Source organism: Corallococcus sp. BB11-1 (assembly GCF_026626625.1).
Classification (GTDB): Bacteria; Myxococcota; Myxococcia; order Myxococcales; family Myxococcaceae; genus Corallococcus; species Corallococcus soli.
Genome location: NZ_JAPNJY010000021.1, coordinates 1 through 23,724 on the forward strand (window position 1 = coordinate 1; position 23,724 = coordinate 23,724).

Genomic DNA, 23,724 nt, shown 5'->3' on the forward strand with positions numbered 1-23,724 from the left:
GTACCGGTGGTACAGGTGCACCGAGTTGTCCACCGCGATGGCCAGCAGGTTGGGCAGCACCACCGCGTTGATGAAGTTGAGCTGCACGTCGAAGAGGTACATCCCTCCCGCCAGGCAGGTCATGCCCAGGAACAGCGGGCCCGCCACCAGCAGCGCCTTCTTGAAGCTGCGCAGGCTGATGAAGATGACCGCGAACACCACCGCGGCCGCCGCCCAGAGGATGAACGGACCGTCCGCCTGGACCAGCGTGAAGATGCGCGCCGCGATGCGGTTGCTGTCCAGCACCGCCAGGTCGATGCCCTTCTGCTTCGCCCCCGCCACCACCTGATCCAGCTGCGCCGCCCAGCGGTTCAGGTCCTGCGTGTCGTAGTTGGACACCGAAGGGAACAGCAGCAGGAACAGGCCCTGGCCGCCCACCGCCTCGAAGCGGCGACGCGCCTCCACCGGCACCTGCTCCAGGCCATACGGCTTCGCGTCCACCAGGGCCCGGAAGTCCTTCACCCGCGCGTCAGCCTGCGAGGAGGCCGGGAGCCCGTCCAGGAGCGCGCGGATGAGGCCCAGCTCCGCCGCGTGGCCCGCCGTGTCCGAGGGCACCAGGTCCCCCAGGGAGGCGGTGCGCAGGAACACGGAGTTCGCGCCGTTCTCCGCCTTCACCCGGGCGATGACGGCCTCCACCTCCCGCACCTGCTCCAGCGAATCCACCGCCAGGATGGCCGGGTTGAGCGGCGCGCCGATCTGCTCCGTGATGTGGTCATCCAGCCGCGACGCCGGAGAGTCCCCCTTCAGGTTGCGCAGGTTCGTCTCGAAGCCCAGGTGGGGCGCGACCCGCACCGAGTACGCGGCGAAGCCCACCACCAGGAGCGCGATGGCGGTGATGAGCCCGGTAGGCCAGCGCCGCCACGGCTTCTCCGGGGCGGCCGGCGCGGCGGGGGTGGGCGACACCAGGGCCTCCTGGGCCTGGGGCACCCCACCCTGCGCGGGCTCCTTGCGGAAGGGCCGGATGCGCTCCGCGATGGCGAGCAGCGACGGGCCCACCGCGTACGCGGACAGCACCGCCATGAGCACGCCCAGGCCCGCGAGCAGGCCGAACTGCTGGAAGGCGTGGAACTGCGCCAGCATCAGCACGAAGAACGCCGCCGCGTTGGTGAAGGCGGACGTGACGGCGCCCCCGAAGGTGCCGCGCACGGCGGCCGTCAGCGCCTCGCGCACTCCGTGGCGCTCCCGCTCCTCCCAGTAGCGCATCGCCAGGTGCACGCCGTACTCGATGCCCAGGCCGATGAGGATGGCGACGAGGAAGCCCGTCACGATGTTGAGGTGCCCGATGGCGCCCTGCGCGAACGCGAACGTCAGCACCAGCCCCACCACCACCGGCACGCCCACCACCGCCAGCGCCGACACGCGCCGCGTCGCCAGCAGGATGAGCCCCACGGCGATGAGCGCGGACAGCAGGCCCGCGTTCGACAGGTCGCGGCGCATCACCGCGTCCTCTTCGATGCGGTTCTGGAAGTTGCCCGTCGCCTCCAGCGTCACGCCCGGGTAGCTCGCCGCCGCGAGCGCGCGGCCCGTCTCCAGCGCCGTCGCCACGAAGCGCCGGGCGAAGTCCAGGTCCCCCGCCGTCCCCGACGGCTTGATCATCAGGTAGACCTCGGAGCCGTCCTTGCTGGCCAGCATCTCCGGCATCGCCGTGTCAGGCGTATGCTTCCGGGCGATCTCCTCGAAGGTGGGCGGCGCCTCCTCCGCGCCCAGGTCCACGAACAGGGGGCTTGCGCGCTCCTTCTCGTAGCGGACCCGGGCCTGGAGATCCTGGCGGAGCGCGGCCACCTTCTCCGTGGGCAGCAGCAGCAGCGCGTGGCGGCGGAAGAAGGCCACGTCATAGCGGTGCTCGACGTAGCGGACCTCCGGCAGGGCCTCCAGCCGCGCCTGAAGTTCGGCGGCGTAGCGCTTGAGGGCCTCCGGCGTCGCACCCTTCGCCATGAGGACCAGGTACCCGTCGCCCCCCGCCTTCTCTGACACGCGTGTCAGATCCCGGACCTCAGGGGCACCCTCCGGTAGCAGTTCCACGAAGGAGCCGCGGAACTCCAGCCTCGACGCGATGAGGCCCGCGCCGACCGTCACCAGGGCGACGGCGAACAGCACCTGCCAGGGGCGCGACATCACTGTCCGGATGAAGCCGTCGAACCACCGCTGTCGTCGCGTCTGGGACACCGTCTGCTCCTCTGATGCGTGCCGGCGCAGCAAGAAGCCGGCCACGAGCCCGGCCCCCGAAACAGCCGGCCCCCGGGAACCCATTCCCCGTGTGAACCCGTGTGTGCTCGGGGTGTTGGAGCATCCACTGGTGGACAACGTTCAGGAGGCGCGGCGTGCCACTGATGGGGCATGACTGTCAAGGCGCGCCCTGACATGGATGTCCCATGTGGCGTGCTCGGGAAACGTCGGTGCCTTGACAGTGCGGATTTCCCTCTTTATTCACCCCCACGCGTCGTCCCCTGGGTGGTCGCGCGCACCGGGCGGTCCGACACCGGAACGAGCCCTGCATACGGAAACCGGCTCGGATCACCCCCCGACGCGTAAGAAAGACCACCATGAGCGACGTGTTCGACAAGTGCCGTACCTGGAAGGACTACCGCATCGCCAAGGCCACCGGCCTGTATCCGTACTTCCGGGCGATCGAAGCGTCGCACGGCTCCACGGAGGTGGAGATCGAAGGTCGCCGGGTCATCATGGTGGGCTCGAACAACTACCTGGGCCTGGCCGCGGATCCGCGCGTCAAGGAAGCGGCCATCAAGGCGACGGAGAAGTTCGGCACGACGTGCTCGGGTTCGCGCCTGCTCAACGGCACGCTCGCGCTGCATGAGGAGCTGGAGGCGCGGCTGGCGAAGTTCCTCAACCGCGAGTCGGCCATCGTCATCTCCACCGGCTTCCAGACGAACCTGGCGCTCGCGTCCATCCTGGGCCGCCACGACATCGTCTTCAGCGACCGGCAGAACCATGCCTCGCTGGTGGACGGCGTGCGCCTGTCGTTCGCGACGGAGCGCAAGTTCCGCCACAACGACATGGAGCACCTGGAGCAGCTGCTGGCCGCCGCGGAGCCGGGCGCCGGGAAGATCATCGTCACGGACGGCGTGTTCTCCATGGAGGGCGACGTCTGCAACCTGCCCCGCATCGTGGAGCTGTCCAAGCAGTACAACGCGCGCGTGATGACGGATGACGCGCACGCCATGGGCGTGCTGGGCGAGCTGGGCCGGGGCACCTCCGAATACTTCGGCATGGAGAAGGACGTCGACCTGGTCATGGGGACGTTCTCCAAGAGCTTCGCGTCGCTGGGCGGCGTGCTCGCGGGGCCGTTCGACGTCATCAACTACATCCGCCACAAGGCCCGCTCGGTCATCTTCTCCGCGTCCATGACGCCCGCGTCCATCGCGGCGGCGCTCAAGGCGACGGAGATCATCGAAGCGGAGCCGGAGCGCCGCGTGCGCCTGCTGGACATCGCGGAGAAGATGCACAACGGCTTCCGCGCCATGGGTTTCGACACGGGCGTGTCGGTGACGCCGGTGGTGCCGGTGCACATCGGCGATCAGGTGAAGTGCTTCCGCTTCTGGCGCGCGCTGCACGAGGCGGGCGTGTTCGCCAACCCCGTCATCCCCCCGGCGGTGGAGGCGGGCCACGCGCTCATCCGCACCAGCTACATGGCCACGCACACCGACGCGCAGCTGGACCAGGTGCTGGACACCTTCGAGAAGATCGGCCGCAAGCTGAACGTCATCCCGGAGACGCGCCCCACGGTGTACGAGCCGGTGCAGATCGCCCGGCCGGGCAGCGGCGTGCGCGGCAACAAGGCGTCGGAGACGTGGGCCGCGGGCTCCGCGGGCCTGCTCGCGGACAAGGGCTTCTCGCTGGAGCAGCTGTCGCGCATGTCCTCGCGCGAGATGGCGGGCAAGTTCTTCGACGCGGTGGAGCAGCTCACCTGGCGCGCGGCGAACCTGCAGCCGGAGGACCTGCGCCGGCTGGGTGGCGCGCCCAAGAAGCTCTGGGAGAAGCGCAGCGAGCTGGGGGGCCTGCTGCTGGAGAAGGGCGCCCACCTGTTCATGCGCAACGGGGACGGCTCCTCCGACGGCAACCCGGCCGAAAGGAACTGAGCCTCCCTCATGGCCCACCCCGCCGAGCACGACGTCGTCTCCTCCACCCTCCCTCCCATGCCCTCGGACGTGCAGGTGACGCCCGTGCGCGGCGCGTCGGACCGGACGGCCTTCATCCGGCTGCCCTACGCCCTCTACCGTGACGACCCGAACTGGGTGCCGCCGCTGGAGATGGAGCGCAAGGACTTCCTGGATCCGAAGAAGAACCCCTTCTTCGACTACGCGGAGGTGGAGCTGTTCCTCGCGCGGCGTGGTTCGGAGGTGGTGGGCCGGGTGGCCGCCATCAAGAACCCGCGTCACATGGAGGTCCACGGCACGAAGGAGGGCTTCTTCGGCCTCTTCGAGTGCGTGAACGACGCGGGCGTCGCCCGGGGGCTGCTGGACGCCGCCAGCGCGTGGCTGAAGGCGCGCGGCATCGACCGGCTGCTGGGGCCGGCCAACTTCTCCTCCAACCAGGACTGGGGCCTGCTCGTGGAGGGCTTCGACACGCCCCCCGCGCTGATGATGCCGTACAACCCCACGTACTACCTGGGGCTGCTGGAGACGTGCGGCTTCACCAAGGCCAAGGACCTGTGGGCCTACGAGCTGTCCTCGTCCGCGGAGCCACCGGAGAAGGTGGCGCGCATCGCGGAGAAGATCCGTCAGCGCGAGGGCGTCACCGTGCGCCCCGTGAACCTGAAGGACTTCCCCGCGGAGGTCGCCCGCATCAAGGAGGTCTACAACTCCGCCTGGGAGAAGAACTGGGGCTTCATCCCGTTCACCGAGCGCGAGTTCGACCACATGGCCAAGGAGATGAAGACCATCGTCCGGCCGGAGCTGGTGCTCATCGCGGAGGTGAAGGGGGAGCCCGTCGCCTTCTCCATGACGCTGCCGGACGCCAACCCGGCCTTCAAGGCCGCCAACGGGCGCCTCACCACGTTCGGCCTGCCCATTGGCCTGGTGAAGCTGGTGCTGGCGTCGCGGAGCCTCAAGCGGCTGCGCCTGCTCACGCTGGGCATCAAGGAGGGCTACCGGCGCCGCGGCCTGGACGCCATCCTGTACCTGGACACGCTGCGCACCGCGAAGGCGCTGGGCTACACGGGTGGGGAGATCTCCTGGACGCTGGAGGACAACCACCTGGTCAACCGCGCCATCGAGTCCATGGGCGGCCAGCGCTCCAAGACGTACCGCGTGTTCCAGCGGCCCGTCTGAGCTGTCCGGCCCCTTGGGACGTTCCGCCCGGGCTCACGGCCCGGGCGGAGCAGACACGTAAAGCCCCCTCCCCCGCTACTTCGCCGTCTGGGGCGCGGCGCCCGTCGTGCCGGCCGCGGTGTCCTTCACCGACGCGGCGCTGGTGTTGGCGTTCTCCTTCTCCAGCTGCGCGCGCTTGGACTTGAGCGTCGTCATCAGGCCGTCGAAGCCCTTCGTCTGGAGGATCTTCCGGAACTGGCCGCTGTAGGTGTCCACGAGGGAGACCTCGTCGGTGATGACGTCGTAGATGCGCCAGTCCGTCTTCGCGGAGGTCCGGTAGAGCTTGTAGTCCACGGGCACCTGGTCAGCCTTCACGGTGAGCTTCGTGTCGACCGTGGCCTCGTTCCCCTGCACGCTCTCCTTGCCGTAGGCCACCTCCGCCTTCGCCTGGCCGATGGCCTTCTGGGCGTACGAGGCGCGCAGCAGGCCCGTCATGGTGTCGGTGAAGTCCTTGCGCTGGGTGGGCGTGAGGCCCGCCCAGGCCTTCTCGCCCATGGCGCGCTTGGCGAGTTCCTCGAAGTCGACGAACTTCTCCACGACGGACGCGAGCGACTGGACGGTGGCGCCCGGCGCGTTGGCGGCCTTCTGGACGTCCGCGTTGCCCGACTTCACGACGTTGAGCGGAGTCACGGGCGCGGCGGCAAGCAGCGTGGCGGCAAGCAGGGAAGCAATCATTTTGATGAAGCTCCAGGTTGAAGGACGCGTGAAACGACGCGTTGGAAGACTGGCGGCCTGGAAGGGTTATTCATCCGCGGCCGGGACGGCACCCGTCACGCGTGCCAGGGAGGCCATCCCCACGCGCACATCGAACCAGCTCTTGCCCCGCTCCGCCGACGCCTGGGCCAGCGCGGTGAAGGAGTCCACCAGCTCGCGCGTGTCGCCGGTGCCCAGGTCGAAGGCCGCGTAGGCGGCCGTGGCCCAGCGCTTCGCGTTCTTCTCCGCCTCCGTGAAGGACTTCGCCCGCGCATAGGCCGCGACGAGCTGGCTCTGCACCTGCGTGACCTCCAGTTGGATGCCGGCCCTGAGCGTCTGTTCCTGCGCGCGCAGCTTGTCCAGCTCCGCGCGGGCCTGATCCAACTGCGCGTCCTTGATGGGGATGTCGAAGGTGCCGCGCACCACGAGGCCCAGGCCCACGGTCCGGTCGTTGTACGGGTCGTACGCGAAGGGGCTGCGCTGGCGCGTGGCGCTGCTCGTCCAGCGCACGTCGTAGAAGCCCGCGAGGCCCAGGTCCGGGTAGTAGCTGCGCTCGCGGATGAGGACCTCCTGCTCGCGCGCGATGATGCCGGCGGAGATGGCCTTGAGCTCCGGACGGCGCTCGTTGGCTTGCTTCAGCGCGGTCTCCAGGTCGGGCACCTTCACGTCCTCGCGCAGCGGCAGCTCCTCCTCCACCACCTCCACCTGCTCACCCGGGGCGGCGCTGGCCAGCAGCCGGATGGCGGTGAGCGCGAACTGCTCCCCCTGCAGGGCGCTGGCGCGCTGGCCCTCCACGAGCTGACGGAAGTACCCCAGCTTGTACGTGTCCAGCTTCGCCACCTGATCCGAGTCCTCCTTGAGCAGCGCGTCGATGCGGTCGCCCGCGTCCTTGAGGCGCTTGGACACGTCCTCCAACTGCTTCAGGCCGGTGCGCGCCAGCTGATAGCCGTAGTACGCCTGCGCGGCCTGGAAGCCGGCCTCCGCGCGCACACGCTCGCGCAACGCCGCGCCGACGATGGGGCCCTGCTCGCCCGCCTTCTCCAGCGCGGACAGCTTGCCGAACGTGTACAGCGGCAGCACCGCGTTGCCGGTGGAGAACACCGTCACGCCCACCTTGCCGAAGTTCCAGTCGCCCTCCAGCGACGCCTCCGTGGTGGGCGGGCCGCCCAGGCCGTCGTTGCGCGCCTCGGGGACGGGGCCGCCCGCGCCCAGGGTGATCTCGAACTTGGGGAACCACGCCCACTTCGCCTGCTGGTGCAGCGCCTGGAACTTGCGCAGCTCCGCGCTCGCCTCCGCCACGCGCGCGTCCTGGGTGCGCGCCCGCTCCACGAGCTGGGCCAGGGTGATGGGGCCCTTGGGCGGCTTCGCGCCGGCGACGGCGCCCGGCGCCTCTCCTGTCACGGGCGCACTGTCTCCGAGCGGACTGCTTCCGGGGACGCCACCGCCCGGAGCGCTGGCTCCGCCGCCCGGCGTGCGGCCGACACCGGGGACACCCGTGCCTGGGGCGCCCGTGGTGGGCGGAACACCCGCGCCTGGTGGGGCACCCGCGCCTGGCGTGCCCTGCATCGTCGTGGAGGTCTTCGGCGCGGAGGAGGCGGCGCTCTGCGCGGCGTTGCCGGCCTCGGCCGCCTGCCCCGCGTTCACCGGCGTCGGGCCGGGCGGCAACATCGAACCGGCGCCTGGAGCAGGGCTGCCCGAAGAGGAGCCCGTTCCGGAGGTCCCGGGCATGCCCGGCGTGCCCTGGCTTCCCGAGGCGCCCGGCGAGGGAATGGTGGCGGGAGACAGGCTGCCGGGAGAGGGGGCCGCGGTGCCCGGAGCGCCCGTTCCCGGTGCGTTCGAGGGAGCGGTCGTGGGGGAGAGCTGCGCGCCCGAAATACCGCCCGTGAGCATCATTGCCACTGCGACGACCCTGCCGACTTCTCTGCCCATGCTGTGGTCCGCCTCGTGTGCGGCGGGCATATCCGGAAGCCCGCGCCGGTGCAGCATTTCTGTGTGCCGGCGCTCAGTGCCAGACGTCTGCTTCCGCCCAGCCCCGCCCACGCGAGGAGCCCCCGTAGCGCGCGTGACAATCCACGACATTCCCTTCAGACAAAGCTTGGTCGGCGCGCGCGGGGAACGCAGAATCCCGCGCCGAGTTCGACGCCTTCCTTCAAGGAAATCCACATGGCACACACCGACCGCGTCAAGCAGCTCCTCTCCTGGTACCCCTCCGACAACCCCGGCACGCTGACGAACCTGGCGCGGCTGCTGAACAGCGGCACGCTGGCGGGCACGGGCAAGCTCGTCATCCTCCCGGTGGATCAGGGCTTCGAGCACGGCCCCGCGCGCTCCTTCGGTCCGAACCCGGCCGGGTATGATCCGGACTACCACGCGCAGCTGGCCATCGAGTCGGGCTGCAACGCGTACGCGGCGCCGCTGGGCTTCCTGGAGGCCGTCGCCGGCAAGCTCCAGGGCGAGATTCCCCTCATCCTCAAGGTGAACAACTCCGACTCGCTGGCCAAGACGGCCGCGCCCATGTCCGCGGTGACGTCGTCCGTGAAGGACGCGGTGCGCCTGGGCTGCACGGCGGTCGGCTACACCATCTACCCGGGCTCCGCCGCCCGCAACGAGCAGTACGAGGACCTGCGCGACATCATCGCGGAGGCCAAGTCCTACGGCCTGCCCACCGTGCTGTGGGCCTACCCGCGCGGCGCCCTGTCCAAGGAGGGTGAGACGGCCATCGACGTGGTGGCGTACGCGGCGCAGATCAGCGCGCAGATGGGCGCGCACGTCATCAAGGTGAAGCCGCCCACGGACTTCCTGGAGCAGGCCGAGGCGAAGAAGGCCTTCGAAAAGGCCAACATCCCCACCAAGACGCTGGCGGACCGCGTGCGCGAAGTCGTGCGCTCCGCGTTCAACGGCAAGCGCATCGTCATCTTCTCCGGCGGCGAGGCGAAGGAGACGTCGGCGCTCATGGACGACATCAAGCAGATCCACCAGGGTGGCGGCTTCGGCTCCATCATGGGCCGCAACGCGTTCCAGCGTCCGCACGACGAGTCCGTGAAGCTGCTCAAGGACGTGATGAACGTCTTCGCCGGCAAGTAGCCCCCGGCTCCGCCCCACGCCCGGCACAACACACCCCTTCCAGCTTGGACGCTGGAGGGGGGCCTGCCCGAGCAGGGCGCGCCAAAAGCAAAAGGCCCGCGAGATTTCTCTCGCGGGCCTCTTCATTTCAGAGTGGAGCCAACCGGGATCGAACCGGTGACCTCCTGAATGCCATTCAGGCGCTCTCCCAGCTGAGCTATGGCCCCTTCTTTCCTGCGTACTGCCGGCACCGCTTGTGGGGAGCGGTTCCGCCCTGCGAAGGCGGCGCACTTCTACCGCTTCTTCGCTCCAGTTGCCACAACTGTTTGAGGCCTCGCGACACTTTTCGCGACCGGGGGTTTGGCGACCGGGGGCTTCGCCACCTTCAACCGCTCCGCGGCCTCTTCTCCTTCCCGGAGCAGATCCGTGAGCTGCGCGGCGTGATCCAGGGACGCCTTCTCCGCCGCGGCGATGGCGGTGAGGAACCGATCAAAGCCCGCGGGCAGCGTCAGGCGCCCCTGCTGGATGCTCTGCCAGACGGCCTCGCCCAGCTCCCGGTGGGTCTGTTCCTTCTTGTCCTTGAGGAAGGCGGCCTTGCCGTTGGCCCGGGCCAGCTCGGTGTTGCGCTCGACGGCCTCACGCAGCCTGGCGAGCTTGGACTCGGCCGCCTGGAAGGCCTCGTTGATCTGCTGCATCACTTCGGACTGCTTCGGGTCTGCTGCCACGGCTGTCACCCTCAGGAGAAGTCGTTCGTGCGTAACGTGGCGACTCGCCGACTGTCAACCCGGCTTGCGGACGAGGCGCGCGGCGAAGAAGCCCCCTCCGGGGACCCGGGGCGGCAGGGCCCGCAGGTACGGCCCGTCCACGCCCGCCTGGAGCTCCGGGGCCCACCCCTCCCCCACCGGCTCCAGCGCGAAGCCCGGATGCTTCGCGAGGAACCCCTCCACCACCCGGTCGTTCTCCTCCGGCAGCACGGAGCACGTCGCATAGACGATGCGCGCCCCGGGCTTCACCTGGGCGGCGACCTCCGCCAGCAGCGCGGCCTGGGTGGCCTGGAACTCCTTGATGGCCTTGGCGGTGAGCTTCCACTTCTGATCCGGCTCGCGCGCCAGTGAGCCGGTGCCGCTGCACGGCGCGTCCACCAGCACCACGTCCACCGCGTCCAGCGGAACCGGGTGCGGGAACGTCACCTGCTTGAGGCTGAACTCCCGCACCCGCTCGCGCGCATCCGCGAGCCGCCGCTTGGAGCGGTCTCCCGCGAGCACCCGCCCCTTCGCGCCCACCGCGTCCGCCAGCCCCAGCGTCTTGCCCCCGGCGCCCGCGCACACGTCCGCCACGGTGAGCCCCTCCAGGGAGCCCCCCGCCGGGACACACGCCTGGACGATGAGCTGGCTGCCCACGTCCTGCACCTGGAGCCGCCGGGACTTCATCATCTTCGACTCGAAGATGCGGTGGCTGGCGTCCGCGACGCGCAGCGCGTCCGGCGACGACGGCACGGCTTCCGCCACCACGCCCTCCTCCGCCAGCGCCGCGAGCACCGCGTCCCGGGTCCCGGAGGGGCGCACGCGGAAGTGCAGCGCGGGCTCCTCGTCCAGGGACGCCATCAGGCCCGCCAGCGTCGCCTCCGGGTAGACGTCCGCCAGCCGCTGGGTGAGCCAGCCGGGGAACGAGTACCGGGTGGCCAGCCGCTCCGCGACGGACTCCGCCGCGGGAGGCTCCGGCAGGGGCTTCGTCGCGAGCCCCTCCAGCACCGCGTCATGCAGGGTGCGCGGTCGCACCGGGCCCGGCAGCTTCACCTCCGGGCCAATGCGCGTCCAGCCCTCGCCACAGAAGAGACGGCGCCAGAGCGTGTAGCGCACCAGCGCCTGGTCCTCCGTCATGACGATCTTCGCGTGCGAGTGGCCCAGCAGGCGCGCCGCCAGGTCCAACAGTCGCTGGTGCCGGGACAGCTCGCGCGACGCCATGGCCACGAACCGCCGCTCCTGGCCGCCCAGCCCCTCGGCGTCCCGCAGCGCGTTGGCGAGCGCCGCCTTCAGCGGATCCCCCTTGAGCACCGCGATGTGGGTCTCCAGCGCCGCGGTGGCCGCGCGCCGGGACGGACGCCCCAGCCGCGACGGATCATGCGGCGTGGGCCAGAGGGGGATCTCCACGGGGGTCCTCGTCGCCTAACCGCGCAGCGGCACGCACACCGCCAGCGCACCCGTCCGCGTGCGCGTCTGGGGAGCGGCCCCATGGGCCAGGAACAGGTAGCTGGGGGCGGCGTAGCGTTCCCCGTCCAGCTCCAGCTCACCCTCCAGGAGGAGGACGCCGTGGCCGCAGGACGGGCGGAGCCAGCGGAAGTCCGCGCCGGACGTCAGCCGCACCCACGTCCGCGAGCCATCTGGATCCGGCGTGGCCGAGCGCGCGCCCGGCGCGAGGTCCGTCCAGTCCGGGGCGTCCACCGCCAGCGGCGCTTCGGAGGCGGCGAGCACCTGACGCTTCAGGTCGAGGAAGCGCTCGACCAGCCCCATGATGTCGTCCACCTGGAAGGGCTTCATCAGGAGCGCGTCCGGCTGGAACGGGTGCAGGGCCTGGTCGACCTCGTCGGGGCCGGAGGCGCTGACGATGGCCACGGGGAACAGCCGGCGGCGGGCCGCTTCCAGGATGCCCCGACCGTCGTCGTGTTTGCCCGCGATGCGCAGGTCGGTCATCACCAGCTCGAACCGCCCGGCCTCCAGGGCGCTCATCGCTTCGGGGATGGTGCCCACCGCCTGCACGTCCGCCAGCTCGGAGACCAGCTCGCCCATGCCCTCCCGGAGGCTCACGTCGTCCTCGACAAGAAGTACCTTCATCGCGACTCCCAGCGCGGAGGACAGAGGTGGGCTCTCACGGTCGGTCATCCGGAGGATGCGGCATCTCGGACGCCGGGACTGCGTTGGGGGAATGGCCCTCCCCGGACTCGAACCGGGACGCGGGGTCAGCCGCAGCGGATTTTGAGTCCGCCTCGTCTACCAATTTCGACAGAGGGCCCCTTGGGTGAAAGCGAGGCGGCCGAACGTATATCGCGCCTTCGGTTCGTGTGCATCCGAAGATTGCGGCGGTCCACGCACACCGCTAAAGGGGCTGCGCATGTACAACCTTCTCATCTCCCTGGCCGTCGGGCTGGCGGTCGCCGTGCTGGTCAAGCTGGTCGGCGGCTTCTCCTGGTGGGCCGGCATCGTGCCCGGCATCATCGCCCTCTTCGCCACCTACATCGTGCTCGCCCGCCGGGTGTCCACCCGCGTCCAGGCGCTGATGACGACGGTGCAGAATGATCTCCAGGGACAGCCCGCCAACCAGAAGGAGGCCCAGGGCCGCGTGGACCGGGCCGTCAAGACGCTGGAGCAGGGCCTCGTCTGGGACAAGTGGCAGTTCCTCATCGGTCCGGAGATCCACGCCCAGATCGGCATGCTCAAGTACATGGTGAAGGACGTCGAGGGGGCGAAGCCGCACCTCAAGAAGGCCAGCGGCCGCAACTACATGGCCAAGGCCATGGAAGGCGCCCTGCACTTCCGCCTCAACGACAAGGACGCCATGAAGGCCTCCTTCGAAGCCGCGGTGAAGAGCGGCAAGAAGGAATCCATCGTCTGGGCCGTGTACGCGTGGTGCCTGTTGCAGCAGAAGGACAAGGACGCCGCCCAGCGCGTGCTCGCCCGGGGCGTGGAGCAGAACCCCAAGGACGAGAAGCTCAAGGGCAGCCTCGCCCAGTTGCAGAACGACAAGCGCCTGAAGATGAAGCCCTACGAGCCCCTCTGGTGGCAGTTCGGCCTGGAAGCGCCGCCGATGATGCCGCCCATGGGCGGAGGCCGCCGCGTCCAGTTCACCCAGCGACGCTGAAATCGGACGTCGGGACGAAGGAAGCGAAGGCGAAGCAACGTGGGCCCCTGTCGGCGCGTCGTCCCGCTGACGTGGAGCCTCCCTGAAGTCCGGGCGTCGCGTGGAAGCGATGCCCGGTCCCGTCGAGCGCGCGGCCCCCAGCGCGCTCCGGGACGCGAAGCCCCCACCGGCGCCACGACGTCGCGGCCACCCTTCGCGGGGAGGCCCTCCGTGGCCCGCCGTCCGGCAATTCCTACCGGGCGCATTCGCTCCCTAGCTGCAACGTCTTCCGATCATCCCGGCGTCCTTCGCCTCGTGTCTCCCGCAACCCCCTGAAATGAGGCCGGCCCGCGGTTGGATCTCCGGGGCACACGACTTGCTCTCGGGCAGGTACACGCGGGCTGTCCGGGCAGGAAGGCCCGGGGGCCTCGCGGAGGCGGACGGGCTTGGCAGCCGGAGGTCTCGGGTGAAGTCTGGATGGGTGGGTGGGTGCTTGCAGGATGAGGCGGCGGCGGGTGCGCGTGGGGCGCAAGGGCGAGGGGAGCACCTCGAGGGGCGTGGCGCCCGAGACTTTCGGCCTGCCATTTCTGGCAAGGCGAGCGGAGCGAACCAGTTCATGGAACGGCACGGCCGCAGCAGCGAGCGGGCGCTTCTCCTCATCATCGAGGACGACACCGGGGTGCGCGAGGGGTTGATGGACCTGCTGGCCCCGCGCTTCGACGTCCTGTCCGCGGCGGACGCGGGTGCGGGCGTGGAGCTGGCGCGCGAGCACCGCCCGGACCTGGTCCTCCTGGATCGCTTCCTGCCCTCCGGGGATGGGCTGGCGGTCCTGGAGACGCTCCAGGGCGACGTGCGCACGGAGATGGTGCCCGTCATCTTCCTCACAGGGGACGCGGACGAGGCGACCCTGGAGAAATGTCTGGAGATGGGCGCCGTGGACTTCATCCACAAGCCGGCGAGTTCGCGCGAGCTGCTCGCCCGCATTGACCGGGCGGTGCGCCAGAGCGAGCAGCAGCGCAAGCTCCAGGTGCTGGCGCAGACGGACGCGCTCACCGGCCTGGCGAACTTCCGCGCGCTGTCCGTCCGGCTGGACGACGAGTTCAAGCGCGCCCTGCGCTACGGCTACTCGCTGAGCGTGGTGGTCATCGACCTGGATCACCTCAAGGCCATCAACGACGGCATGGGGCACGACGTGGGCAACCGCGCCATCCTGTCGCTGGCGACGCTGATGCAGGGCAACCTGCGCGAGTCCGACTTCGCGGCGCGCTTCGGCGGCGACGAGTTCGTGGTGCTGCTGCCCCACCAGACGTCCCTGGAGGCGGCGGTGTTCGCGGAGCGGCTGCGCACGGAGCTGCGCGGCGTGAACGTGCAGCGCAGCGACGGTCGCCCCGCGCCCTTCGGGTTGAGCATCAGCGTGGGCGTGGCGGACCACACGCCGGAAGGCCCGCGCGAGAGCACGGAAGCATTGCTGAAGGCGGCGGACGCCGCGCTGTACGAGGCCAAGCGGGAGGGACGCGACCGGGTGGTCGTGTACGGCCAGTCGCTCCACACCCCTCCGGCGCAGCGGCACTGATGGCGGGAAGGATCGAGGGCGCGCGATGAGCGGGATCAGCAAGCTGGCGAGTGGTTCGAGGGTGGCGATCGTCGGCGGCGGGATCGCCGGTGCGGGGCTCGCGGCCTCGCTGCTCTTCAATGGTCGCGCCCGGGGCGTGGCCCTGGACGTGCGCATCTACGCGGGGGGCACCGAGGAGCGCACCGCGCCCCCTGCCCTGCTCACCCCGGAGTGCCGCTCGCGGCTGGCGGCGCTCGGCTGCCGCATCCCGCCGGAGTGGCGCACGCACGAACTGCGCGGCGTGGAGATCATCTCCCAGGGCGAGCGTGAATTGCTGCCGTGCGCGCCCGGGGGCCTGTGGGTGGTGGATGGCTGGCCGCAGGGTGAAGGCGGCCTGGATCAGGTGCGGCAGGTGCTGTCCACGGCGGCCAGCGCCCAGGGCGCGCGCTTCGTGAACCGCAACGTGGAGCGCGTGGAGCGGCAGGCGCCCGCGCCGGATGCGCCCACGGCGGTGCGCAACGCGGGGCCGCTGGTCGTCCGCGCGCAGGGCAGTGGCGAGCGCTTCCACGCGGTGGCGCTGGCTTCGGGCGCGGGGCCGCTGTTGGGGGATGCCTTCTTCAAGGGCTTCCGCCCGGCGCCGTCCATGCCCGCGGTGCAGGCGCGGCTCAAGGGCGCGATGGTGGGCCGGGAGCTGATGCCGGTGGCGCGCCTCTGGGTGTCGCCGCTGCCCGCGGTGGATGCGCTGTTCCTCATTCCCGGCGCGGGCTCCGTGTACGCGCTGGCCTTCGGCGCGGCGGTGACGCCCGCGGACCTGTGCCAGGTGCTGATGATGGCCGCGCGCGACGGCCTGCTGGAGGAGGGCTTCGAGGTCGCCGCGCTGGAGACGACGCGCCTGCCCTATGGCCCCGGCCGCACGCTGGTGGCGCCCGGTCAGCTCGTGGTGGGCCCGGCCGCCTTCGGCCACCCGCTGCAGGTGGGCCTGTCGGAGACGCTGGCCTCGTGCAGCCGCGCCGCGGTGGCGCTCCTGGACGGGGGCCTGGATGCGCCGTCGCTGGAGCGCCGGTACGTGCGGGACGGCCTGGGCGAACTGATGGAGGACGCGGCGGCCGGCGCGCGTGCCATCACCTGGCTGCGGCGCGCGGGCAAGCGGGCCCCGGCGGCCTTCGTCGCGGCGCGGGCCAGGCACTCCCTGGGCGGCGTGTACGGCGGCGGCGTGCTGGGCCTGAGCGCCCCCACCCCCCTGGCGCTGCTGGCCGCGGCGCGGTGGGCCGGGATGCGCGAGGTGGTGGGCTCGTGGCTGCGCACGCCGATGGAGCCCGTGCCCACGATGGTGCCGGAGGTGGAGCCGGACCTGTACTACGTGGTGGACGACGACGCGGACACGCGCGAGGCGCTGACGCTGCTGTTGGAGAGCACCGGCGCGCGCGTGGTGTCCTTCGCGGACGAGCTGGCGCTGTTCTGCGCGGTGGCGCGGCGGCCGCCCACCGCCATCCTGCTGGACGTGGTGCTGCACTGGGTGGACGGCCTGCGCCTGTGCGAGGGCCTCAAGCAGCACCCGCTCACCCGGGACACGCGCGTGCTGGTGATGAGCGGGCTCAACCGTCCGCACGTGCGGCAGCGCGCGCTGGACGCGGGCGCCGAGGCCTTCCTGCCCAAGCCGGTGAACCCGGACCGCCTGCTCTGCCAGCTCACCGGCCGCGTGCCGGATCCGCTCGGCGCGCCCGCCATCACGCGGCCCGCCACCGTGGAGCCGTTTGGCGAGGACCGCTACGCGTCCTGAGCACCGCGCGCTGTTCAATGCCGCGCACGGCAAGCCGCCATCCGCCGGATGGGCGTGAGCGCCCCGGGGCACGACGGGCGCTTCTGTTCATGCGGTGATGGATACCGGGATTGGACCCGGGGACGGGATTGCGCGTCGGGCGGGCCATGCGCACGGTGGCCGACCCATGCCCATGCTCACGACCTCCCGCCTCTTCGCAGGTGCCCTGCTCTGCCTCTCGCTCGCGTGCAACGACCGGACGAGCTCCGGTGGGAACCCCTCGCCGGAAGGCATGATCCCCACGCCCCAGGTGCCGGACCGTGAGGACGCGGTGCGGGCGGTGGTCGCGGCCAACCACCTGGTGCGGCCCGCCATCCAGAGCTTCGGCCCGGAGAAGCTGGCGCAGCTGTCCGTGCCGGCGGGCTTCCAGGTCAGCGTCTTCGCCCAGGGCCTCACCAACCCGCGCATGATGGCGGTGCGGCCGGATGGCTCCGTCTACGTCACCGAGCGTGAGGCGGGCCGCGTCACCCTGCTGCGCGACCTGAACGGCGACGGCACCGCGGATCAGCGCGCCGTGGTGGCGAGCGGCCTGGGCCAGAAGAACGAAGGCGCGCACGGGCTCGCGCTGAGCGGCGACCGGCTCTACATGGCCACGGACCGGCAGGTGTTCGTCGCCACGGTGGGCGCGGACAGCTCCCTGGGCACCCCTTCCCTGCTGGTGGAGCGGCTCCCGGACGCGGGGCAGCACGCCAACCGCACGCTCGCCGTGGGGCCGGACGGCAAGCTCTACGTGTCGGTGGGCAGCACCTGCAACGCGTGCGTGGAGCCCAACCCGGAGAGCGCCACGCTGCTCCAGTTCGAGACCAACGGCGCGGGCCGCCGGGTGTTCGCGAAGGGGCTGCGCAACACCATCGGCTTCGGCTGGAACCCGACGACGGGGCAGCTCTGGGGCATGGACCACGGCTCGGATTCGCGCGGCAACGACTTCCCGCCCGAGGAGCTCAACCGCATCCAGGAGGGCGGGGACTACGGCTGGCCCTTCTGCGCGGGCCCGCAGCAGGTGGACGCGTTCGTGAACAACGAGCCGCCGGACAAGCAGTCGCGGCCGGAGTTCTGCGCGAAGACGCAGCCGTCGGTGCTGGACTACCAGGCGCACTCGGCGCCCATGAGCCTGACCTTCTACACGGGCGCCAACTTCCCTTCGGAGTACCGGGGTGATGCGTTCGTCGCGATGCGCGGCTCCTGGAACCGCAACCCGCCCACGGGCTACAAGATCGTCCGCGTGCGCTTCGACCCGCTGGGGAACCCCACCGCGTTCGAGGACTTCGCGTCGGGCTGGCTCGGCGCGGATGGCACCACGCAGTTCGGCCGACTGGTGGGCACCGCGGTCGCGGCCGATGGCACGCTGCTCGTCGCGGACGATGCGAACGGCGTCATCTACCGCATCCGCTACGCGGGCTGAGCTTCACCCAGGGCTATCTTTGAATTCACTACCAGTGTGACACCTCCGGGCGGGTGCTCCAGGGCGCCCCGCCCGGTCCCGGTCGCTTCCTTCAGGCCGCGACGCGGCGGATGCCCCGTCGCAGCGCCAGCGAGCCCGACATCATCGAGATGCCCCGGAAGAGCACGGCGACGCCGACGAGCGTCCCCACCAGCCAGACGGAGGACGTGGGCCAGCGCGCCATGACGCTGATGCCCAGGAAGATGGAGATGAGCCCGTAGGCCAGATCCCAGCCCCACTGGGCGTAGCGGTCCATGACGGAGGTGATGGCGTGGAAGAGGCCGCTGGCGAAGAAGTAGCCGGCGAGCAACAGCGTGAGGGAGGCGAGTCCGGCCCCCGGGAACATGACGGTGAGGACGCCGACAACGGTGGTCAGGACCCCGCCCAGCATGAAGGACCAGAACGGGCCACCGCCCTCGGAGCGCATGCGCACGGCGGCGACGATCTCCGCGATGCCACCAATCACCAGCATCAGGCCCACGAAGTAGATGGTGACGACGCTGGTGAAGAACGTGGCCCCCAGCAACACGAAGCCGGCGACCGCCGTCAGCATGCCCAGCAGGAAGGGGGCACCCCAGAGGGTCGAGGTGCTTCGGGGAGGACGCTCCGGTCGAGGGTCCGGCGCGCGTTCGTATCTCGTTTCCATCGCGGTCTCCGCTGTGGTGGCTCCCTGCATCGGGCGCCCTCGGCCGCTTGCCGATCCGGGCGCGGAGACGCTGGAGACGTTTCCCCGTGGAACATGGGCGTGCCCCCAGGTGGCAACAATCCGCCCCTCCCGTCAGGGTGGGACGGGGCAGCGAGCGGATGCCGCGACAGCGCCCGCGCTCAGGCTTCGGGGCGGGCGTAGGGCGGCGTGAGGAACACCGCGCCGGGCTCCCGGCGGAACCAGGTGAGCTGACGCTTGGCGTACCGTCGGGTCTCCTGGGCCGTGTCGAGGATGGCCTCCCCGCGGGTCATCCGGCCTTCCACCACGGCACGGGCCTGCACGTAGCCGACGCTGCGCATGGGGGCGGCCTCCGCGTAGCCCTGCTCCAACAGGGCCCGGGTCTCCTCCACCAGCCCCTGGGCGAACAGCGCCTCCGCGCGCGTGTTGATGGCGGCGTACAGCGCGTCGCGGGGCGGGTTGAGCACGAACAGGCGGAAGGCGTAGCGCTCCGGCGCGAAGGCATGGGCGCGGCGGAACTCCGAGGCCGGGATGCCCGTCTGCGCGTGGATCTCCAGCGCGCGGACGACGCGCACCAGGTCCTGGGGAGGCAGCTTCGCCGCGGTCTCCGGATCCACTTCGGCCAGCCGGCGGTGCACGGCCTCCCTCCCCTGCTCCGACGCCACCGCTTCCAGTTCCGCGCGCAGGGCAGGCAGGGCACCGGGGGCGTCCACCACGCCATGCAGCAGCACGCGGAGGTACAGGCCGGTGCCGCCCACGACGAACACCGGGCGCCCGCGCGACGTGATGTCCGCGATGGCCGCGTCCGCACGGCGCTGGTACTCGGCGGCGGAGAAGGGCTCCAGCGGATCCACGACCGAGACGAGGTGGTGCGGCACGGCGGACAGCTCCTCCGGGGAGGGCTTCGCGGTGCCGATGTCGAAGGCGCGATACACCTGCTGCGAATCCGCGCTGACAACCTCGCCGCCCGCCTCCCGAGCCCAGGCGATGGCGAGCGCCGTCTTGCCCGACGCCGTGGGCCCAGCGATCACCGTCAAGGGAACCCGCGTCTCAGCCACCGTCATCCGCCTCCGACGCCCCCTGTAACGCAGACGCGTGTCTGGCGCGAGCCCCCGGAAGCGGGCCCGCATCGCGGTCCACCGCGCAAGGGGCTTCCGTGCATCGCCGCTGGGTGCGGGCCCTCCCCCATCGGCGCACTACGGCCCCTTCCCGCCAGACTCCCGCGAGTCCGCCTCCAGCCGCGTCCGCACCACCGCAGCCGCGGATGCATCGCGAGAGAACACGAGCCGCGCCGTCTCCACCGACGACAACACGCGCCCCGCGGAGGCCACGAGCGCACCCCGACCCGCGACGGTGGGTTCGGGCAACAGGGCATTGAGCAGCAGCACGCGAGCCACCGCTCCCGCCCCCTGCGCTTCCCACCGCGAAGCCGCGTCCCACGCCAGCGTGCCCACCGCGACGAGCGCGGACTCCGTGGCGCTGCTCAGCACGTTCCACGGCGTCCCGGCGGCCCGCCATCCCCCACCCTCCTCCGGCCACACCGCCACCAGCTCATCCGCGAGCACCGTCCCACCGGCGTCACGCCACAGCCCGCCCAGGGTGCTCTTGCCCGCGCCGGACGGGCCCACGAACAGCGCCGCGCGCCCTCCCCACTCCAGCCCCACGCCGTGGATGAGCAGCCCCCCGCGCCTCGCGAGCGCCGAGGCGAGCATCACCTTGAGCACCGTCTCCACGGGAAACCGTCCGTCCCCGGTGACGTCCGCATGGGTCCGGTCCTCGGAGAGCACCGCCGCGTAGTCCTCCCCCTCCACCCGCAGCGTCCCCGAAGCGCCAGCCTCCAGCCGGGGCAGCTCCCGGACGGCGGGAGGAGGCCGCGAAATCGAAGGGGCTCGCAGCACGATTCGGGCGTCGACGGGGGCGTCCCCGGCCTCCGAAGCCAGGAACGCGCCGAACACCCGCCGCAAGGTCGCGGCGAGCGCGGCCTCTTCCACGTCCAGCGCCACCGTCCACCCGGCGAGGGTGACCCGGAGCGCGGCATCACGGGGACCCGACGAGGGGCCCCCTCCACTCACGGCACGCACTCCGATTCGCCCGGGATGTTGCAGGCGGAGATCTGCGCCAGCGCGACGAAGGGCTGCTCCCACAGGATGGCGGGCGGCACGTACACGGTCGGCGCGGCCGGAGCGGGCTTCGTCGCGACCGGGCTGACCTGGAGCTGCGGAGGGCGAGGACTCATAGGAAGGGCACCGGGAAGGCGCAGAGGCGACCATCCGCCGAACCGACGTGCAGCCGGCCCACGGTGTGGTCGATGGTCGGAGTGCCGATGTCCTGCGCGGGACCCATCGACACCTGGCCCGAATCAGCGCCGGTCTCCAGCTCCAACTGGTGCACCTTGCCGTCCGAGCTGCCGACGTAGATGCGCGCCACGCCGCTCTGGTTGAGGGTGAAGGTTCCGGAGGGCCCCGCGATGGGCGTCGTCCACAACCGCGTGGGGACGTTGTTCGCATCCATCTCCCAGCGCTCCACCGTGCCGTTGGAGAGGCTGGCCACGAAGCCCCGGCCCAGCGGGCGCACGAAGTGGGTGAACGCGGAGGTCGTCGGCTGCGCGGCGAGCGACACCGACCACACCGTCGCGAGCGTGGCCGGATCCAGCCCGTACACCATGCCGTCGTTCGCGGTGACGAGGATCTGGTTGGTCGTCGCGTTGCGCACCACGCCGAACTCCAGGTCCCCCAGCGCCCGGCGTCCCAGCTCCTGGCCGGTGAGGCTGTCGAGCACCCGCAGGGTGCTCGTGCTGCCCACGCCCATCTTGGTCCCGACGTAGAGCCGGTTCGTCGTGTAGTCCACCAGCATGCCGCCGCTGACCATGCCCAGGTCCCCGGGGCGGTAGCGCCACATCAGCGCGCCCGTGGCCGCGTTCAGCGCGACCACCTGGTTCTGCGCGGCGGACGTCACGCGCGTCGCGAAGATGGCCAGGTCCACGTTCGAGTACACCGCCCGGTACGCCGGGTTCGCGTAGTCCAGCAGTTGCGTCACTGGGAACGAGCTGATGTTGCCCAGACCCAGCAAGGTGTTGCGCCACAGGAACTCGCCCGTGAACGCGTTGATCACCGCCGGGACTCCGGCCTGATCACCCACGACCAGGAACTGCTGCCCCGGCCGGCCCAGCAGCGGAACCACCGGGAAGCGGCTGCCCACCTTGGCCGTCAGCTTCACCGGCCGGAAGCGCTCCGCGCCGTCCTCCACCGGGTTGGCCGTGTTCGTGAGGCTGCCCACCACCGAATCGTTGAAGGAGCTGAAGATGCCCGCCCCCAGCGCGGTGACGGGCTGGAACAGCGTGGACAGGCCCACCGAGTAGCACCACAGCGGCTCCCCTGCCCCGTGCGCTCGCGGCGTGGCGAGCAGGCCCAGCGAGGTGGGCTGGGTGCCCGGGCCGTACCGGCGCACGTCGTCCGCGTTGAAGACGCGGTAGACGTACGTCGTGCCGTTGGTGACGGTGGTGTCCGTGAAGCTGGAGGCGGAGCTGAACTCGTCCGAGTAGACGACGGTCGCGTTGCCCAGCACGTCCCCCACCGAGTAGTGCGTGCCGCTGACGGGCGCGGTGTTTGGCGGCGCCGTCCCCTGCGAGCGCAGCACCAGGGTGCCACCGTGATTGAACGGGTTGTCCCACGTCAGCGTCACGCTGCCATCACGCGCCACACCGGTGACGCGCTGGACATCCGGCGCGCTCGTCACCGCGAGCAGCGTCATCGTCGCGCTCACGCGGATGCGCGGATCGTTGTAGCCCTGGACCAGCTCCATGCGGTGGCGGAACGCCGTGTCCCCGGTGACGGCGGAGAAGCCCGAATAGGGAACGCGGAAGGAGAGCTCGCCGCCCGGAGGGATGCCCTCGCCGGAGTTCGACTCCCAGAGGAAGTACGCGTCGTCGTAGTAGAGGGTCCAGTCAGGGACCGACTGCGGCCCGGCCGCGGCCACGGCGAAGTAGTTCACCGCCGGTTTGAAGAACTTCACCTCGATGATGGGCAGCGGACCCCGGTTCTGCACCGTGTACGTGACCATGACGTTCGTCGCCGCGGTGGACACCGCCTCGTGGCTCAGCCGTACGCGCTGCAGGACGATCTTCCCCTTGCGCGCGGTGACCAGGTCGGTCACCACCCCCGAGCCATTGAGCGTCGCGTCCGCCTGCGCCTGGAACTGGTAACTCGCGCCGGGAGCCCCGGACACCTGGTAGCGCCAGGTGAACTGCGCGGAGGCACCTGGCGCCAGCTGCGTCGTCGCCTCCGGAGAAGGCCCCGACACGAACGACGCGGTCGCGTTGCCCACCAGCACCGGCGCGCGCGGGCGCACGTTCGCGTACGTGTTCGTGGTGGACGTGTTGAGCACCGTGAGCCGCAGCGTCACCTGCTCACCGGCGAACGCATCCACCACGTCCATGTCCGCCGCCGCGACGAAGGTGCCCACGCCCACCATCTGCGAGTCGACCAGCGGCGCGGTGGTCGAGCCAGCGGTCGCGCGCGCCCGGACCCGGGCCGACACCGTGCCGGCGGCGGTCGGCTGCACGTTGATCACGAAGACGCCCGCACCCCGCCGGGGCACCGTCTTGTTGAACGGCGCTTCCTTGGTCCCGGTCGTCAGGGGCACGGAGCTCGTGGACGTGGGGTTGTCCACTGTGAGCGTCCCCGTGTTCGCGTTGGTGCGGTTCTCCACCACGACCCGGGCCACGGCGGCCCCATTGGTCGCGAGGACCCGGGGCGTCATCGTCACCGTGGCGTCCAGGCTGGAGCGCGTCCACGAATAGGTGTTCAGGTTGATGGTGTAGTTCGTGCCGTCGCACTGGTCGCGGCCATAGGTGCCCGTCACCAGCCGCTCATTCGTCTTGTCGTTCGCGCGATCCGACGGGGCCACCACGCTCAGCACGAAGCGCGCGGATTGTCCCCGCGCCAGCCCCCGCTCCGCGTCATCCGAGCAGCCCACCGTGGACTGGAACGTGAGGCGCCGCGAGTTGGCGTCGAAGTACTCAATCTTCCAATCCGGGGTCTCCGCCGCGGGCAGGCCGCCCAGGAACAGGTAGCCGTCCGGAAGGACGAAGGACACTTCCGACAGCCGGTGGTCATCCGCGGCCGACGACGTGTTCGTCACCTCCACGACGAGGTCGGACTCCTCGTCCATCACCACCCGCGCGATGGTTTCGCCGGGCGCCGGGACGAACCGGGCCGTCCAGGACTGGGAGAAGCCCACCGCGGGCAGCAACACGGCCGTGAGGAGCGTCAGGGTTCGGAGGTTCATGGCGGC

18 protein-coding genes and 2 tRNA genes are annotated in these 23,724 nt (G+C 70.9%); 7 read left to right on the forward strand and 13 right to left on the reverse strand.

Annotated elements, in window-relative coordinates; translation table 11 throughout:
- On the reverse strand, positions 1 to 2,154 hold a 2,154-nt coding region (locus tag OV207_RS16550; RefSeq protein ID WP_267556185.1), incomplete at its 3' end, for an efflux RND transporter permease subunit.
- Positions 2,155 to 2,582: 428 nt separating this feature from the next.
- Between OV207_RS16550 and OV207_RS16555 the strand changes: the two genes are divergently transcribed.
- Both OV207_RS16555 and OV207_RS16560 read left to right on the forward strand, forming a co-directional pair.
- Positions 2,583 to 4,136 (forward strand): aminotransferase class I/II-fold pyridoxal phosphate-dependent enzyme, encoded by a 1,554-nt coding sequence (locus tag OV207_RS16555; protein WP_193429666.1) that lies wholly within the window; start codon positions 2,583 to 2,585, stop codon positions 4,134 to 4,136.
- A gap of 9 nt (positions 4,137 to 4,145) precedes the next feature.
- Positions 4,146 to 5,327: an N-acetyltransferase gene (locus OV207_RS16560; protein ID WP_267556161.1), complete on the forward strand. Its 1,182-nt coding sequence runs from the start codon at positions 4,146 to 4,148 to the stop codon at positions 5,325 to 5,327.
- A gap of 75 nt (positions 5,328 to 5,402) precedes the next feature.
- Here the strand turns inward: OV207_RS16560 and OV207_RS16565 are convergent, their stop codons facing one another.
- Together OV207_RS16565 and OV207_RS16570 are read right to left on the reverse strand one after the other, a co-directional pair.
- Positions 5,403 to 6,041 (reverse strand): MlaC/ttg2D family ABC transporter substrate-binding protein, encoded by a 639-nt coding sequence (locus OV207_RS16565; RefSeq protein WP_193429664.1) that lies wholly within the window; start codon positions 6,039 to 6,041, stop codon positions 5,403 to 5,405.
- A 66-nt stretch (positions 6,042 to 6,107) separates the two neighbouring features.
- Positions 6,108 to 7,727: a TolC family protein gene (locus tag OV207_RS16570; protein ID WP_267556162.1), complete on the reverse strand. Its 1,620-nt coding sequence runs from the start codon at positions 7,725 to 7,727 to the stop codon at positions 6,108 to 6,110.
- Positions 7,728 to 8,222: 495 nt separating this feature from the next.
- Between OV207_RS16570 and OV207_RS16575 the strand changes: the two genes are divergently transcribed.
- A complete protein-coding gene (locus tag OV207_RS16575) occupies positions 8,223 to 9,143 on the forward strand; it encodes a class I fructose-bisphosphate aldolase (protein ID WP_267556164.1) in 921 nt (306 codons plus the stop codon).
- Between the two features lie 133 nt (positions 9,144 to 9,276).
- Here the strand turns inward: OV207_RS16575 and OV207_RS16580 are convergent.
- The 5 genes from OV207_RS16580 to OV207_RS16600 form a co-directional block, all read right to left on the reverse strand.
- Positions 9,277 to 9,349: transfer RNA gene (locus OV207_RS16580), tRNA-Ala, on the reverse strand.
- A gap of 66 nt (positions 9,350 to 9,415) precedes the next feature.
- Entirely contained in the window at positions 9,416 to 9,847 is a 432-nt protein-coding gene (locus OV207_RS16585) for a hypothetical protein (protein ID WP_267556166.1), read from the reverse strand.
- A 54-nt stretch (positions 9,848 to 9,901) separates the two neighbouring features.
- The gene (locus tag OV207_RS16590; RefSeq protein WP_267556167.1) at positions 9,902 to 11,272 is read right to left on the reverse strand and encodes an RsmB/NOP family class I SAM-dependent RNA methyltransferase; all 1,371 of its coding nucleotides are present in this window, start codon (positions 11,270 to 11,272) and stop codon (positions 9,902 to 9,904) included.
- 15 nt (positions 11,273 to 11,287) lie between these two features.
- Positions 11,288 to 11,953, reverse strand: a complete 666-nt coding sequence (locus OV207_RS16595) for a response regulator (RefSeq protein ID WP_267556168.1) — start codon at positions 11,951 to 11,953, stop codon at positions 11,288 to 11,290.
- A gap of 92 nt (positions 11,954 to 12,045) precedes the next feature.
- Positions 12,046 to 12,131 (reverse strand) — tRNA-Leu (locus OV207_RS16600).
- 99 nt (positions 12,132 to 12,230) lie between these two features.
- Here OV207_RS16600 and OV207_RS16605 point away from each other — a divergent pair.
- From OV207_RS16605 to OV207_RS16620, 4 genes are all read left to right on the forward strand, one after another.
- Positions 12,231 to 12,977, forward strand: coding sequence for a tetratricopeptide repeat protein (locus OV207_RS16605; RefSeq protein ID WP_193429658.1), 747 nt, complete (start codon positions 12,231 to 12,233; stop codon positions 12,975 to 12,977).
- A gap of 595 nt (positions 12,978 to 13,572) precedes the next feature.
- Positions 13,573 to 14,529 carry a diguanylate cyclase gene (locus tag OV207_RS16610; RefSeq protein ID WP_193429657.1) on the forward strand — a complete coding sequence of 319 codons (957 nt, stop codon included), beginning with the start codon at positions 13,573 to 13,575 and terminating at the stop codon, positions 14,527 to 14,529.
- Positions 14,530 to 14,554: 25 nt separating this feature from the next.
- Entirely contained in the window at positions 14,555 to 16,288 is a 1,734-nt protein-coding gene (locus tag OV207_RS16615) for a response regulator (RefSeq protein ID WP_267556170.1), read from the forward strand.
- 166 nt (positions 16,289 to 16,454) lie between these two features.
- Positions 16,455 to 17,729 carry a PQQ-dependent sugar dehydrogenase gene (locus OV207_RS16620; RefSeq protein ID WP_267556171.1) on the forward strand — a complete coding sequence of 425 codons (1,275 nt, stop codon included), beginning with the start codon at positions 16,455 to 16,457 and terminating at the stop codon, positions 17,727 to 17,729.
- Between the two features lie 91 nt (positions 17,730 to 17,820).
- Here the strand turns inward: OV207_RS16620 and OV207_RS16625 are convergent, their stop codons facing one another.
- The 5 genes from OV207_RS16625 to OV207_RS16645 form a co-directional block, all read right to left on the reverse strand.
- Entirely contained in the window at positions 17,821 to 18,414 is a 594-nt protein-coding gene (locus OV207_RS16625; protein WP_267556172.1) for an HdeD family acid-resistance protein, read from the reverse strand.
- A 179-nt stretch (positions 18,415 to 18,593) separates the two neighbouring features.
- A complete protein-coding gene (gene miaA, locus OV207_RS16630; protein WP_267556173.1) occupies positions 18,594 to 19,496 on the reverse strand; it encodes a tRNA (adenosine(37)-N6)-dimethylallyltransferase MiaA in 903 nt (300 codons plus the stop codon).
- 132 nt (positions 19,497 to 19,628) lie between these two features.
- Positions 19,629 to 20,504, reverse strand: coding sequence for a hypothetical protein (locus tag OV207_RS16635; protein ID WP_267556175.1), 876 nt, complete (start codon positions 20,502 to 20,504; stop codon positions 19,629 to 19,631).
- On the reverse strand, positions 20,501 to 20,668 hold the full coding sequence (locus OV207_RS16640; RefSeq protein ID WP_193429707.1) for a hypothetical protein: 168 nt from the start codon (positions 20,666 to 20,668) through the stop codon (positions 20,501 to 20,503). Before OV207_RS16640 ends, OV207_RS16635 begins: the two co-directional genes overlap by 4 nt.
- Positions 20,665 to 23,718 (reverse strand): PQQ-binding-like beta-propeller repeat protein, encoded by a 3,054-nt coding sequence (locus tag OV207_RS16645; protein WP_267556176.1) that lies wholly within the window; start codon positions 23,716 to 23,718, stop codon positions 20,665 to 20,667. Before OV207_RS16645 ends, OV207_RS16640 begins: the two co-directional genes overlap by 4 nt.
- Between the last annotated feature and the right edge of the window lie 6 nt (positions 23,719 to 23,724).

Bases quoted from the DNA above. Each gene is read 5' to 3' on its own strand.
- OV207_RS16595 (WP_267556168.1), bottom strand. From the start codon at position 11,953: ATGAAGGTACTTCTTGTCGAGGACGACGTGAGCCTCCGGGAGGGCATG.
- OV207_RS16640 (WP_193429707.1), bottom strand. From the start codon at position 20,668: ATGAGTCCTCGCCCTCCGCAGCTCCAGGTCAGCCCGGTCGCGACGAAG.
- OV207_RS16625 (WP_267556172.1), bottom strand. From the start codon at position 18,414: ATGGAAACGAGATACGAACGCGCGCCGGACCCTCGACCGGAGCGTCCT.
- OV207_RS16565 (WP_193429664.1), bottom strand. From the start codon at position 6,041: ATGATTGCTTCCCTGCTTGCCGCCACGCTGCTTGCCGCCGCGCCCGTG.
- OV207_RS16570 (WP_267556162.1), bottom strand. From the start codon at position 7,727: ATGTTGCCGCCCGGCCCGACGCCGGTGAACGCGGGGCAGGCGGCCGAG.
- OV207_RS16560 (WP_267556161.1), top strand. From the start codon at position 4,146: ATGGCCCACCCCGCCGAGCACGACGTCGTCTCCTCCACCCTCCCTCCC.
- OV207_RS16555 (WP_193429666.1), top strand. From the start codon at position 2,583: ATGAGCGACGTGTTCGACAAGTGCCGTACCTGGAAGGACTACCGCATC.
- miaA (WP_267556173.1), bottom strand. From the start codon at position 19,496: ATGACGGTGGCTGAGACGCGGGTTCCCTTGACGGTGATCGCTGGGCCC.
- OV207_RS16575 (WP_267556164.1), top strand. From the start codon at position 8,223: ATGGCACACACCGACCGCGTCAAGCAGCTCCTCTCCTGGTACCCCTCC.
- OV207_RS16620 (WP_267556171.1), top strand. From the start codon at position 16,455: ATGCCCATGCTCACGACCTCCCGCCTCTTCGCAGGTGCCCTGCTCTGC.
- OV207_RS16610 (WP_193429657.1), top strand. From the start codon at position 13,573: ATGGAACGGCACGGCCGCAGCAGCGAGCGGGCGCTTCTCCTCATCATC.
- OV207_RS16615 (WP_267556170.1), top strand. From the start codon at position 14,555: ATGAGCGGGATCAGCAAGCTGGCGAGTGGTTCGAGGGTGGCGATCGTC.
- OV207_RS16645 (WP_267556176.1), bottom strand. From the start codon at position 23,718: ATGAACCTCCGAACCCTGACGCTCCTCACGGCCGTGTTGCTGCCCGCG.
- OV207_RS16605 (WP_193429658.1), top strand. From the start codon at position 12,231: ATGTACAACCTTCTCATCTCCCTGGCCGTCGGGCTGGCGGTCGCCGTG.